Source organism: Mesorhizobium sp. 43Arga (assembly GCF_053714255.1).
Window position 1 is genome coordinate 59,921 of record NZ_JBSKBO010000014.1, and the last position, 12,938, is coordinate 72,858.

Genomic DNA, 12,938 nt, shown 5'->3' on the forward strand with positions numbered 1-12,938 from the left:
AGGCTTCGACAGCGCGAGAAACCATGGCGGATGACAGACTTCCACGCGACCCCCTGAAGCGCGAAGCCGCGATTGCGGCGGCGCGGCCGGAGGCGCCAGCGCGGCCATTCGTGCATCTGCGTGTGCATTCGGCCTATTCGCTGCTCGAGGGTGCGCTTCAGCTCGGCAAGATCGTCGGCCACGCTGTGAAGGACGAGGCGCCGGCGATTGCCGTCACCGACACCAACAATCTGTTCGGCGCACTCGAATTCGCGCAGAAGGCGGTCAAGGACGGCATCCAGCCGATCATCGGCTGCCAGATTGCGCTCGCCTTTTCCGGCGAAAACAGCGACGGCCAGCGCGACCGGCGCCGGCAAGGCCCTGAGATGCGGCCGGTCGTGCTGCTCGCCGCGACCGAGACCGGCTATTCCAACCTGGTCAGGCTGGTCAGCCGCGTCTACCTGGAAACACCGCCCGGCGAGGCGGTGCATCTGACGACCGAGATGCTGGAGGGAAAGGCCGATGGACTGATCTGCCTCAGCGGCGGGCCGCGTGGCCCGATCGGCAACGCCTTGAAGGAAGACCGCCGCGATCTGGCGGAGGTGCGGCTTTTGACGCTGAAAACGCTGTTCGGTGACCGGCTCTATGTCGAACTGGACCGGGTTGCGGGCTACGACCGGGTCATCGAACATCAGACGATCGATCTCGCCTATGCGCATGAGCTTCCACTGGTCGCCACCAACGAAGCGTTTTTCTCGTCGCGTGACGACTATGAGGCGCATGACGCGCTGATTGCCATTGCCGAGGGCTCCGTCGTCGCCGTAGACACCCGCCGTCGGCTGTCGCCGGACAATTTCCTGCGCAGCCAGGCCGACATGGCAAAGCTGTTCGCCGACCTGCCGGAAGCGATCGACAACACGGTCGAGATCGCGCTGCGCTGTTCCTACTATCCAAAAAATCGCAGCCCGATCCTGCCGCGCTTCACCGGCGGCGATGCCTCCGATAAGGACGCGGCCGAAAAGGCCGAGGCGGCGGAGCTGGCGCGTCAGGCGCGCGAGGGGCTCGACGCGCGGCTTGCGCTGCACGGACCGACGCCGGGCTACACGATCGAGCAATATCGCGAACGGCTCGAATTCGAGCTCGGCATCATCGAGAAGATGAAATTTCCAGGCTACTTCCTGATCGTTGCCGACTTCATCAAATGGGCCAAGGCACAAGGCATTCCGGTCGGACCGGGCCGTGGCTCGGGGGCCGGATCGCTGGTCGCCTATTCGACGACCATCACCGACATCGATCCGCTGCGTTTCTCGCTGCTGTTCGAGCGCTTCCTCAATCCGGACCGCGTGTCGATGCCCGACTTTGACATCGACTTCTGCCAGGACCGCCGCGAAGAGGTGATCCGCTACGTCCAGCAGAAATACGGCCGCGACCAGGTCGGCCAGATCATCACCTTCGGTACACTGCAGGCCCGCGCGGTGCTGCGCGACGTCGGCCGCGTGCTGCAGATGCCCTACGGCCAGGTCGACAAGCTGTCCAAGATGGTGCCGCAGAACCCGGCCAATCCGGTCAAGCTGGCGGACGCCATCGCCAATGAGCCACGCTTTGCGGAAGAAGCCGAGAAGGAGCCGATCGTCCAGACGCTGCTCGACATGGCGCAGAAGCTGGAAGGTCTTTACCGCCACGCTTCCACGCACGCCGCCGGCATCGTCATCGGTGACCGGCCTTTGTCGGAACTGGTGCCGATGTACCGCGATCCGCGCTCGGATATGCCGGTCACCCAGTTCAACATGAAATATGTCGAGCAGGCCGGGCTGGTGAAGTTCGACTTCCTCGGCCTGAAGACGCTGACGGTGCTCGAGACCGCGGTCAAGCTGATCCGACGGCGCGGCATCGACATCGACCTGGCGACGATCCCGCTCGACGACCCCGAGACCTATGCCATGCTGTCGCGCGGCGAGGTGGTCGGCGTGTTCCAGGTGGAAAGTGCCGGCATGCGCAAGGCGCTGATCGGCATGCGGCCGGACTGCATCGAGGACATCATCGCCCTCGTCGCCCTGTACAGGCCGGGCCCGATGGAGAACATCCCGACCTACAACGCCAGAAAGCATGGCGAGGAGGAGATGGCTTCGATCCATCCCAAGATCGACCATCTGGTGAAGGAGACGCAAGGCGTTATCGTCTACCAGGAACAGGTGATGCAGATCGCGCAGGAGCTGTCTGGCTATTCGCTCGGCGAAGCTGATCTTCTGCGCCGGGCCATGGGCAAGAAGATCCGTGCCGAGATGGACAAGCAGCGCGAGCGCTTCGTCTCGGGTGCGGTCGAGCGCGGAGTCAGCAAGCCGCAAGCCGACTTCATTTTCGACCTGCTGGCCAAGTTCGCCGACTACGGCTTCAACAAGTCGCACGCGGCCGCCTATGCCGTGGTCTCGTACCAGACTGCCTATCTCAAGGCGCATTATCCGGTCGAATTCCTGGCTGCGTCGATGACGCTCGACATGGGCAATACCGACAAGCTCGCCGACTTCCGCCAGGACGCGCTGCGCCTCGGCATCGAGGTTCTGGCACCGTCGGTGATGACGAGCTTTCGGCCTTTCGAGGTCGGCGAGAACCGCATCTATTATTCGATGGCGGCGCTCAAGGGCGTCGGCGACGCGGCAGTCGAGCACATCGTCGCCGTGCGCGGCGAAAAGCCGTTCAAGAACCTCGCCGATTTCTGCGAGCGGGTCGATCCCAAGATCGTCGGCAAGCGGGTCTTCGAAAGCCTGATCATGGCCGGCGCGCTCGACTGCTTCGGACATGACCGCGCCCAGATGATGGCTGGCGTCGAACGGATGATGGGGCTGGCGTCGCTCGCCCAGCAGAATGCCGTTTCCGGCCAGGCCGATATTTTCGGCGCCTCGCTGGGCGCTCAGTCGCAGGCGCTCAACCTGCCGGCGACGGATCCGTGGCTCGCCGCCGACCGGCTGCATCGCGAATTCCAGGTCGTCGGCTTCTATCTGTCGGCCCATCCGCTCGACGAATACAAGGCGGCTTTGCAGAAGATGCGGGTGCAGAACTGGGCGGAGTTCTCCGCTGCTGTCAAACGCGGTGCTTCCGCTGGCCGCCTGGCCGGCACGGTGACCAGCAAACAGGAGCGCAAGACGCGCACCGGCAACAAGATGGGCGTGGTGGCCTTTTCCGATACCTCCGGCCAGTACGAGGCCGTGCTGTTTTCCGAAGCGTTGGCGCAGTACCGCGACCTGCTGGAAGCCGGCCGCTCCGTCGTCATCACCGTCGCGGCGGAGGACAGGCCCGAGGGCGTCAATTTGCGCATCAACTCGGTGCAGTCGCTGGAGGAGGAGGCAAGCCGCATCCAGAAGGCGCTGCGCATCTTCGTCAGGAACGAGGCACCCGCCTCGATAATCCAGTCCCAGCTCACCCAGCGCGGGGAAAGCCAGGTGAGCATCATCGTCATCAAGGAAGAGGCCCAGGGCGAGGTCGAGATCGCCTTGCAGGGCGGCTACCGCGTCTCGCCGCAGATCGCCTCGGCGATGCGCGCCGTGCCCGGCGTGGTTGAAGTGGAACTGGTGTGATCCCCGCCCTTGGCAGGTGTCGGGGCATGCCGCCCGTGTCATCGCGATCGGCATGAAGGCCGCGGACAGGCGAGCATCACAGGATCGTTCCGCGATGGCGCGGCTACGCGACACGCTGCGCAGGCTCTATCATGGGCGCACGCCGGCAGCATTCCGGTTTCAGGTTGCGGCAATCGTCATCGATCTGGCCATCATCGCCTTCTTCATCGCCACACCCGTCATCCAGCAATCGGCCTCGTTTCCTGTGGCTGGATTATGCGGTGGCGGCACTCGTCGGCGCCGATCTGATCGCCAGGCTGCTGGCCTCCAACGACATGCTGCGGCTGATGAAGCAGCCGACCTCCTGGGTGGATGTCTTCATCCTGTTAACGCTGCTGATGCCTACGGCGCTCGCCAATCTCGGTTTTCTGCGCATCCTGCGGCTGTGGTCGCTGTCGCGCAGCGGTTCGATCTGGCGGCATTTCGAGATGCTTGGGCTGAGGCCCTGGCGCGAGGCAAGCCATGCGGTCATCAACCTGTTGACGTTTCTGTTCGTCATCACCGGCTTCGTCTACACCTTCTTCTTCCGCAACGGCGCCGGGCTGGAAAACTACATCGACGCGCTTTACTTCACCGTCGCCACGGTGACGACGACCGGCTTCGGCGATATCGTGCTGCCGGGCTTGACCGGCAAGCTGACGGCGATTGTCACCATGATCATCGGCATATCGCTGTTTGTCAGGCTGGCGCAGGCGATCTTCCGGCCGGCCAAGGTCTTCTTCCCCTGTCCGCAATGCGGGCTGCAACGGCATGAACCGGATGCCGTGCACTGCAAGGCCTGCGGGCATGTCCTCAACATACCGAACGAAGGCGACTGACTGGCTGACCGCTACGATGCCGCCACTTCAGCCGGCTGTACCGGTTTGCGCTGCAGATTGAGCAGATTGCCCATCAGGATCAGCAGCGCGCCACCGGCGGTGAACGCGTCGATCTGCTCGTGATAGAGCAGCCAGCCGACCAGCGCCGACAATGGAACCCGCAGGAAATCCATTGGCGAAATGACGGTGGCGTCGGCATAGGTGAGCGCCCGGGCCATGCAGAAATGCGACGACATGCCGGTGAAGGCGATCAGCAGGATCCAGGGCCAGAGTTCAAGCGATGGGGTGCGCCACACGTAGAGGGCGGGGATGAGGCCGAGCGCCGACTGGATGATCAGCATCCAGAAAATGATGCGCACGACGCTGTCGGTGCGCGTCAGTGATTTGACCAGGACCAGCGATACGCCGAAACACACCGCTGCGCCCAGCACGACCAGATGTCCGGGATCGACCGCCTCGACCCCTGGACGGACGATGACCACCACGCCGATCAGGCCGAGCACGACCGCCGCCAGTTTCGGCCGGCTCAGCCTTTCGCCGAGAAAAGTCACCGCCAGGATCGCCGTCCAGATCGGCGTGGTGAATTCGATCGAGATCAGCACCGCCAGCGGGATCAGCGTCAAGGCGTAGAGCCATGCCGCCTGGCCGCTATAGTGGACGACGTTGCGGGCAATATGAGCGAAGGGACGCTGCGTGCGCATCGCCGCGAAGCCGCCGCTCGTCAGCACCAGCGGCAAGAGGATGAAGAAGCCGATCACCGAGCGCAGTTCCAGCACCTGGAAGACGTTGAGTTCGGCCGTGGTGGCGCGGCCGGCGACCGACATCGCCAGGAACGAGGTAATTGACAGCGCCATCCAGAACGCGGCCTTGGGAATCGAGGGGGTGGGTGCCATGGCAGCTATCTCGCAGGCCGGGGCTTTTGCCGCAATCGCTAGTCGCGCCATTCTTCTGGGCCAGTTGCAATTGCGTGATGTTGCAAAACGGCTGCGTTGGGAGCGGAACCTGACAGGGCAGTGGGCGTTGAGTCCCGATATTCAAGCCGGGCTTCGCAGGACGTCTCGCCTTTCAGCATCGACAGGGAGAACTTCGATGAGACCATTTGCGCAATTTGCGCTTGCAGGCTGTCTCTTGGTCGCAGCAGGCACGGCACATGCCGACGAGACCAAGTTTCTCCAGTCGTTCAAGGGCAATTTTGCCGGCAAGGGCAGTGTCCAGTTAACCACGGATGTGCCGAACGTCAGTGTTTCCTGCAGCTTCAAGTCGAACGCGACCTCAACCTCGCTGTCGCTGGATGGCAGTTGCCGCGGTCTCGTTTTGGTGACGCGGGCCATCAGCGCCAAGTTGAACGTCACGGGTGCCAAATACAGCGGCGTCTACGTCGGGTCCCGCACAGGGCCGGCACAGCTGAACGGCAGCCGTTCGGGCAATGCGATCAATCTTGGCATCCGCTGGGCCCAGGAGGTCAATGGCGATCGCCAGGCGCGGATGACGGTCGAGAAGCGAGGCGAGAACGGCATCCGGCTGACGGTGACCGATACCGATCCGAAAACCGGCAAGAACGTAGTGATGAGCCGGATCGATCTGACGCGTACCTGACGGCCTGACCTGGATCTCGACACATCCGGTATTCAGGCTCAGTCTTCCAGCGGTTCCGGCGGATGGGCGTCGCGGCCCCTGCCGAACGTATAGCCGGTTTCCACCGCCTTGCGGCCGAACTTGTCGCGCAGCGCATCGATGGCGCCTTCGGCCATGGCGCGTTTGCGCGACTGGACGTCGACAAGATCCGGCGGATCGGCCTTGTCGTCGTCGGAGAGATCGCTGACGCCGATGCCGAGCAATCGAAATTTCGTGCCGTCCGTTTCCTTGCGCAGAAGCTCCACCCCGGTTTGAAAGATACGGTCCGCGAGCCGGGTCGGATCGCCGAGCTGGCGGTTTCGCGTGCGCAGCTTGAAATCCTGGGTCTTCAGCTTCAGCACCACGGTGCGTCCGGCCATGCCTGACTTCTTCAGCCGCGCCGAGACCTTTTCCGAAAGCCCTCTCAGCACCGAGACCAGCTCGTCCAGCGACGCGATGTCGGTGTCGAAGGTGGTTTCGGCCGATACGCTCTTGGCGTCCTGGTCGGGGTCGACGCGGCGAACGTCCTCACCTCGCGAAAGCCGGTAGAGCCGGTCGCCCATCACGCCATAGCGGCGCATCAGGTCGCCACGCTCCATCGTCTGCAACTGGCCAATGGTGCGGATGCCGTCGCGTTCCAGGGTGGCGTTGAACGCCTTGCCGACGCCCCAGATCATCGTCACCGGCTGCGTCGCCAGGAAGCCGACCGCCTCGGCCTCGCCGATGACCGAAAAGCCGCGCGGCTTGCGGAAGTCCGACGCGATCTTGGCGAGGAACTTGCAGTAGGAGAGGCCGGCCGAAACGGTGATGCCGATCTCCTTCTCGACCGCCAGTGCGAAGCGCGCCAGCACCACGGCCGGCGGCAGGCCGTGCAACCGTTCGGTGCCGGCGAGGTCGAGAAACGCCTCGTCGATCGACAGCGGCTCGACCAGCGGCGTCAGCGCCTGCATCATGGCGCGCACCTCGCGGCCGACACGCACATATTTTTCCATGTTGGGCGGGATCACGACCGCCTCGGGGCAGGCCTCGAGCGCCTTGAACATCGGCATGGCGGAGCGCACGCCCCGGATGCGGGCGATGTAGCAAGCGGTGGAGACAACGCCACGCTTGCCGCCGCCGATGATCAGCGGCTTGTCCTTGAAAGCCGGATTGTCGCGCTTTTCGATCGCCGCGTAGAAGGCGTCGCAATCGATATGCGCTAGGTGCAGACGGTAGAGCTCGGGATGGCGGGCAAGGCGAGGGCTGCCGCAGCGCTCGCAGCGGCGCGTTTCACTGCGCTGAAACGTCAGGCAGTCACGGCAGAAACCGTGATCGGGATTGTTGACAGGGGCCGCCATCACTGCGAACATAAAGAGAACAGAGGTAATGGTACGACAGTGCAGGGCCAGCGACAAGCTTGGCCTGGGGAGAACCGTATGAGCACGACCATAGTGCCGCTGGCACCTGAGCTCTGGCCTGATTTCGAGGACCTTTTCGGCAAGCAGGGCGCCTGCTACGGCTGCTGGTGCACGCATTTCCGGCTGGCGCCTTCGGCGCGGCGCGAGAGCAGCCGCGAACGCAACAAGGACCATATCAAGGCGCGCATCGAAGCCGGCCCCCCGCCCGGCCTGCTGGCCTTCGAGGACGGCAAGGCGGTTGGCTGGATGCAGATCGGGCCGCGCGCCGACGTGCCTGAATGGAACAACAAGGGCAGGGGCTCGGCGCCGATCGATCCCGCCGACGCTTCCGATCCGGCGGTCTGGGCGATCTCCTGCTTTTTCATCCGCGCCAAGGCGCGGGGCCGGGGCATCACGCATCGCCTCGTCGAGGGCGGCATCGATTTCGCCCGCGGCAACGGCGCACGGCTTGTCGAAGCCTGCCCGATCGACCTGTCGCGCGATTCGCGCTCGATCGGCCTGTTCGTCGGCTCGTCGGGGGTGTTCGAGAAAGCCGGGTTCGAGAGGCTGGTGGAACGCAAGGCAGGCCGGCCGCTGATGCGGCTGGTGCTGAAGCCGACTGGCTGACTGTCATCATCTTGCAGTTGTGATGCTATTTCCCTACCAGAAGGACGAAACGATTTTTGCCTTTCGATCAAACGGAGACTTCCCGTGAACCGTATGTTGCCAATTGCCTTTACCGCGCTTCTCTTCAGCGCGCCCGCCTTCGGCCAGACTGTCGACAGCAAGGGCGCGAAGCAATTGTCCGATGACCTGTCCCGCTATGTCGGCAAACAGGCGCTCGACAAGGGCATTCTGAAGGTTTCGGTCGAAGGCGACGCCTACAAGGTCGAGTTGGATCTCAAGGCGCTTGCCGCGACGGTTCCCTCACAGGGAAAGGTGAAATTCGACTTCGCGCCTTACGCCGTGCTGGTGAAGCCGCGCAGTGATGGGACCTGGAATGTCTCGATGGATTTTTCGCAAAGCGGATCCTTCGAGTTCAACGGGCCCGAGGGGCTGCAAAGCACGCAGTTTTCGATCAAGGACGGCAGGGGTTCCGGCGTCTATGATCCCAATCTGGCGGCCTTCATCAGCGGCGCCAGTTCGTTGGCTGGCATGACGATGGCATCGAAGGATGCCAAGCAGCAGATGGAGGCCAGCACTGGCGCCGGCACCGCGTCCATTGCCGCCACCAAGGCTGCCAATGGCGGCGTCGATTTCACGATGTCGCAAAAGATTTCGAATTTCGTCGAGGCGATCAAACTGGACGATCCGGAGAACGGGCTGAATTTTCCGGTCACCATCAAGTCGCCGGAACTGTCGGTGGAGGCCAGCGGCAAGGGCGTGCAGTCCAGGCCGCTGCTCGACCTCCTGGCATTCGCCGTGGCCAATGAGGACGAGAAGACGCTGAAGGCAAACCAGGCGCAGCTCAAGTCGCTTCTGCGTGCTGCGCTGCCGGTGTGGGAGCGCATCGACGGCACCTATGGCTTCAAGGATTTCGCGGTCGACAGCCCGATCGGCACTTTCGGGGCAACCCAGCTCAGCACCGCGTTCGGCAGCGACGGCGTTTCCCAGAACGGAAAGGTCACCTACGGTATCAAGGCGTCAGGGCTGACGGTGCCGCAGCAGCTTTTGCCGAGCTGGAGCGTGGCGTTGCTGCCCACAGATATCGACCTGAACTTCGGCGGTGCCAATATCGATCTCGACAGCATGGCGAAGAAGGCGATCGAAGCCTTTGATCTCAATCAGGATCCGCCGCTGTCGGCTGAGTTCGGCGACCAGCTCAAAGCCGACTTCCTCGCCAAGGCGCCGAAGGTCGTCCTCGGCCACAGCGTTGTGAAGAACAAGGACATGGAGATCGCGCTGGAAGGCGAGATGACGAGCTTCGGCCAGAAACCCGACGCAAATCTCACCGTCGATGTCGCCGGCTTCGACAAGATCATGGCGCATCTGCAGGAAGCGGCAAAGGCGGAGCCGGAAGTCGGGCAGTATGTTCCTGTCGCCCTCATGGCCAAGGGTTTTGCCAAGACGCTGCCGGACGGCCGGCTGGAATGGGCCGTCAGCACCAAGGCCGACGGCTCGGTCACCGTCAACGGCGTCATGCTGAAGCCCGCCGATCCGGCGGTGGACGACGGTGACGGCGCGGACGACAGCAGCGGCGGTGACAATGGCGGCGGCGCCAATAGTGGCGGCGGCGATGCCAATAGTGGCGGTGGTGACAATGGCGGGGCCGGTGCGAAGCTGAACCCTTGAGGGTTCGGCTTTCCAGCAATTCCGGGAGAAGCGCATGGCGCTTTTCCTGAGATTGCGTCTAAACTCTTTATTCTAACGCAATTCCGGACGGAAAACCGTTCACACTTTTCCTGGAATTGCTCTTAGAGCCCCAGCGCGCCGGCGATCTTCGGCCCGGCTTGGTGCCAGTCCTGGACGACGATGACGTCGTCGGGGACCGGCGGCAGGAAGGCGCGCAACGAATTGTCGGCCATCAGGTGGAAAAGATTGGCGCCGGTGACCGATTCCCGCACCGACGCCAGATTGTGCGGCTGATCGTCGACGAAGACCACAGGCCGGCCGCTGTTGCCGCGCAGCCTGGCCACCGCCGGACCCTTGGCCATCTCGGTGGTCAGCAGCGGATAGTTCAGACCCAACGCATCGAGATGGGCGCGGCGTACGGCACGATGCCGGTGCGGCATCGCCGTCAGCAATATGATTTCGGCGCGGTCGCCAAGCCCCGCCAGGGCTTCCGCGGCGCCGTCGGTGATGCTTTGCCAATCGGCCTGCGCGTCGAAGAAATCGCCCAGGAGCGCCGTGACCTCGGGCTGTTCGATCAGCCGGCCGCTGGCCGTTTCGGCAATGTTGCCGGTCAGCCGGAAGGAGGCCAGCGTCAGGCCGTAGCCGCGTGATTTGAGGAAATGCGGGAAGGGGCGGATGAATTCGAGCACGACGTCGTCGACGTCGAGCACCAGCAGTGGCCGGCTATCGGCGGCCAGCTCCTCGATCTGACGCGCGGTCTCGGGATCATCGCTCATATCGAACGCTCATGGTCGTCATCGCCGAGCGGCAGTGCGCGCAACGCCTTGCCGACGGCGGCCGGTGGCGTGCCGGTTTCCTCAGCAAAGCGCATCAGGGTCGGCTCATGGGCAAGGATGAACTGCAGCACGCCGGCCAAAAAGCCCGGCTCGCCGGCCGCCTGGCGGATCGAATGCGCCTCTATTCCGGTGATCGCCAGAAAGCGCGGCAGCAGCTCCGGATCGGAGGCGACAAAGCCCAGCGCCTTCACGGCAATGGTTTCCGCCTCTTCGCGCATTGACGCCGCGTTTGCCATCACTACCTTCGGTACGTGGAATGAGTCTCTTCCGCAGTAATGGCAAGAGTTGCTTGCGGCAAGCCTTTACAGCGCCGCGCGCCGTTTGGACGCGCAGGGAGGCGAGGTGGAATTCGCGCTGCTTTGCAGCCCGGGGGTTTCCGTTTCGTCAATCATATTGCCGTATAGTGAAGCAGGGTTTGGTGCGTTCAACCGGGAGCGCATGACGGCCGCCTTCAAGCGGAAGGACGGCCGGGACGGGATGTCGATGCCTAAGAAGGTCATGATCGTCGAGGACAATGAGCTCAACATGAAGCTCTTTCGGGACCTCATCGAAGCAAGCGGCTACGAGACGGTGCGCACTCGCAATGGTCTGGAGGCGCTCGACCTGGCGCGTCAGCATCGGCCGGATCTCATCCTGATGGACATCCAGCTGCCCGAAGTGTCGGGGCTGGAAGTGACCAAGTGGCTGAAGGAGGATGACGATCTGCACGTCATTCCGGTCATCGCCGTGACTGCCTTCGCCATGAAAGGCGACGAGGAGCGCATCCGCCAGGGCGGCTGCGAGGCCTATATTTCGAAGCCGATCTCGGTGCCGCGTTTCATCGAAACCATCAAATCCTATCTGGGCGATGCCTGATGTACCTTTCCAGCCGAGCCGGAGCCTTGTGAAATGACCGCGCGGATCCTCGTCGTCGACGACATCCCTGCCAATGTGAGGCTGCTGGAGGTTCGGCTGCTGGCCGAATATTTCGAGGTGCTGACCGCCACCAGTGGGCCTGACGCCATCGAGACCTGCGAGAACGGCAAGGTCGATGTCGTGCTGCTCGACGTGATGATGCCCGACATGGACGGGTTCGAGGTCTGCCGCCGGCTGAAGAGCGACCCCGCGACATCGCACATCCCGGTGGTGATGATCACCGCGCTCGACCAGGTTTCCGACCGCGTGCGCGGGCTCGAGGCCGGCGCCGACGATTTCCTGACAAAGCCGGTCAACGACCTGCAGCTGATGACGCGCGTCAAGAGCCTGGTCCGGTTGAAGTCTCTCACCGACGAGCTCAGGCTGCGCGCCTCGACGACGCGCAACATCGGCATCGAGGAGCTGCTCAGCCGCAATTTCGCGTCCGAGGACACGACGCCGAAAGTGCTGTTGATCGACGAGCGCAAATCGTCTGTCGAGCGCATCCAGAAAATGCTGCGCGACCGCGCCGACCTCGATGTTGTCGGCGACCCGCATGCCGGGTTCTTTCAAGCCGCCGAGACGTCCTATGAATGCGTGATGATCTCGACGGCCTTCGCCGATTTCGATCCGCTTCGGCTCTGCTCGCAATTGCGCTCGCTCGACCGGACCCGTTTCGTGCCGATCATCCTTCTGGCGGAGGAGGGCGAGGAGGAGCGGATCATCCGCGGCCTCGAACTCGGTATCAACGACTATCTGATGCGGCCGATCGACCAGCAGGAACTGACGGCGCGGCTGCGCACCCAGGTGCGCCGCAAGCGCTACAACGACCAATTGCGCGCCAGTGTCACCCAGACCATCGAGATGGCGGTGACCGACGGCCTGACAGGGCTGCACAACCGCCGCTATCTCGACAGCCATCTGCAGACGCTGTTCGACCGCGCCGTGGCGCGGCGCCGGCCGCTGTCGGTGATGATCACCGATCTCGACCGCTTCAAGTCGATCAATGACGCGCATGGCCATGATGGCGGCGACGAGGTGCTGCGGGAATTCGCGCGGCGGCTGCGCAAGAATGTCAGGGGTATCGACCTTGCCTGCCGGTTCGGCGGCGAGGAGTTCGTCGTGGTGATGCCGGACACCGATGGCGCCGTGGCCGAGAAAGTGGCCGAACGCATCCGCGCCGAAATCGCCCAGAAGCCGTTCGCCATCGGCGCCGACGGCAAGACGATCGAGGTTACCGTCAGCGTCGGCGTGTCGTCGGTGCTGAAGGGCGTGGATACGGCGGCGGCGCTGATGAAGCGCGCCGATCTCGCGCTCTATGAAGCCAAGAGCGGCGGCCGCAACCGCGTCGTAGCCAAGGCGGCGTAAGCGTCCGCGACCGATTCTACGGTCAATCCAACAAGGTTAGCTATTTACCTTAATCCAAGCGATTCGCGAGCCTTGGTTAAGAAACTGTTGATTTTCATAAGCCCTTGAGCAAATGTGCAGGCCAAGACGAAGCCGGCGCGAGGGTAGACA

General features: G+C 63.3%; 10 protein-coding genes and 1 pseudogene. 7 read left to right on the plus strand and 4 right to left on the minus strand.

Going from position 1 to position 12,938, the window contains the following annotated elements; all coding sequences use genetic code 11:
• Positions 1-23: 23 nt before the first annotated feature.
• Entirely contained in the window at positions 24-3,551 is a 3,528-nt protein-coding gene (gene dnaE / locus ACWGS8_RS31615; protein WP_454584621.1) for a DNA polymerase III subunit alpha, read from the plus strand.
• Between the two features lie 52 nt (positions 3,552-3,603).
• A pseudogene (locus ACWGS8_RS31620) lies at positions 3,604-4,408 on the plus strand (potassium channel family protein).
• A gap of 11 nt (positions 4,409-4,419) precedes the next feature.
• Here the strand turns inward: ACWGS8_RS31620 and ACWGS8_RS31625 are convergent.
• On the minus strand, positions 4,420-5,301 hold the full coding sequence (locus ACWGS8_RS31625) for a DMT family transporter (protein ID WP_454584622.1): 882 nt from the start codon (positions 5,299-5,301) through the stop codon (positions 4,420-4,422).
• A 196-nt stretch (positions 5,302-5,497) separates the two neighbouring features.
• Between ACWGS8_RS31625 and ACWGS8_RS31630 the strand changes: the two genes are divergently transcribed.
• A complete protein-coding gene (locus ACWGS8_RS31630) occupies positions 5,498-6,004 on the plus strand; it encodes a hypothetical protein (RefSeq protein ID WP_454584645.1) in 507 nt (168 codons plus the stop codon).
• A 38-nt stretch (positions 6,005-6,042) separates the two neighbouring features.
• Here ACWGS8_RS31630 and ACWGS8_RS31635 read toward each other — a convergent pair whose 3' ends face one another.
• Entirely contained in the window at positions 6,043-7,371 is a 1,329-nt protein-coding gene (locus ACWGS8_RS31635; RefSeq protein ID WP_454584623.1) for a DNA polymerase IV, read from the minus strand.
• A 66-nt stretch (positions 7,372-7,437) separates the two neighbouring features.
• On the opposite strand from ACWGS8_RS31635, the gene ACWGS8_RS31640 reads away from it, so the two are divergent.
• Entirely contained in the window at positions 7,438-8,025 is a 588-nt protein-coding gene (locus ACWGS8_RS31640) for a GNAT family N-acetyltransferase (RefSeq protein WP_454584624.1), read from the plus strand.
• A gap of 93 nt (positions 8,026-8,118) precedes the next feature.
• The gene (locus tag ACWGS8_RS31645) at positions 8,119-9,690 is read left to right on the plus strand and encodes a hypothetical protein (protein ID WP_454584646.1); all 1,572 of its coding nucleotides are present in this window, start codon (positions 8,119-8,121) and stop codon (positions 9,688-9,690) included.
• 122 nt (positions 9,691-9,812) lie between these two features.
• Here ACWGS8_RS31645 and ACWGS8_RS31650 read toward each other — a convergent pair whose 3' ends face one another.
• Positions 9,813-10,466: a hypothetical protein gene (locus ACWGS8_RS31650; protein ID WP_454584625.1), complete on the minus strand. Its 654-nt coding sequence runs from the start codon at positions 10,464-10,466 to the stop codon at positions 9,813-9,815.
• Entirely contained in the window at positions 10,463-10,762 is a 300-nt protein-coding gene (locus tag ACWGS8_RS31655; RefSeq protein ID WP_454584626.1) for a DUF3572 domain-containing protein, read from the minus strand. Before ACWGS8_RS31655 ends, ACWGS8_RS31650 begins: the two co-directional genes overlap by 4 nt.
• 247 nt (positions 10,763-11,009) lie before the next feature.
• Here ACWGS8_RS31655 and ACWGS8_RS31660 point away from each other — a divergent pair, with 247 nt between their 5' ends.
• Together ACWGS8_RS31660 and ACWGS8_RS31665 are read left to right on the plus strand one after the other, a co-directional pair.
• The gene (locus tag ACWGS8_RS31660; RefSeq protein WP_006334976.1) at positions 11,010-11,381 is read left to right on the plus strand and encodes a response regulator; all 372 of its coding nucleotides are present in this window, start codon (positions 11,010-11,012) and stop codon (positions 11,379-11,381) included.
• 33 nt (positions 11,382-11,414) lie between these two features.
• Entirely contained in the window at positions 11,415-12,788 is a 1,374-nt protein-coding gene (locus tag ACWGS8_RS31665) for a PleD family two-component system response regulator (protein WP_454584627.1), read from the plus strand.
• The last annotated feature ends 150 nt before the right edge of the window (positions 12,789-12,938 follow it).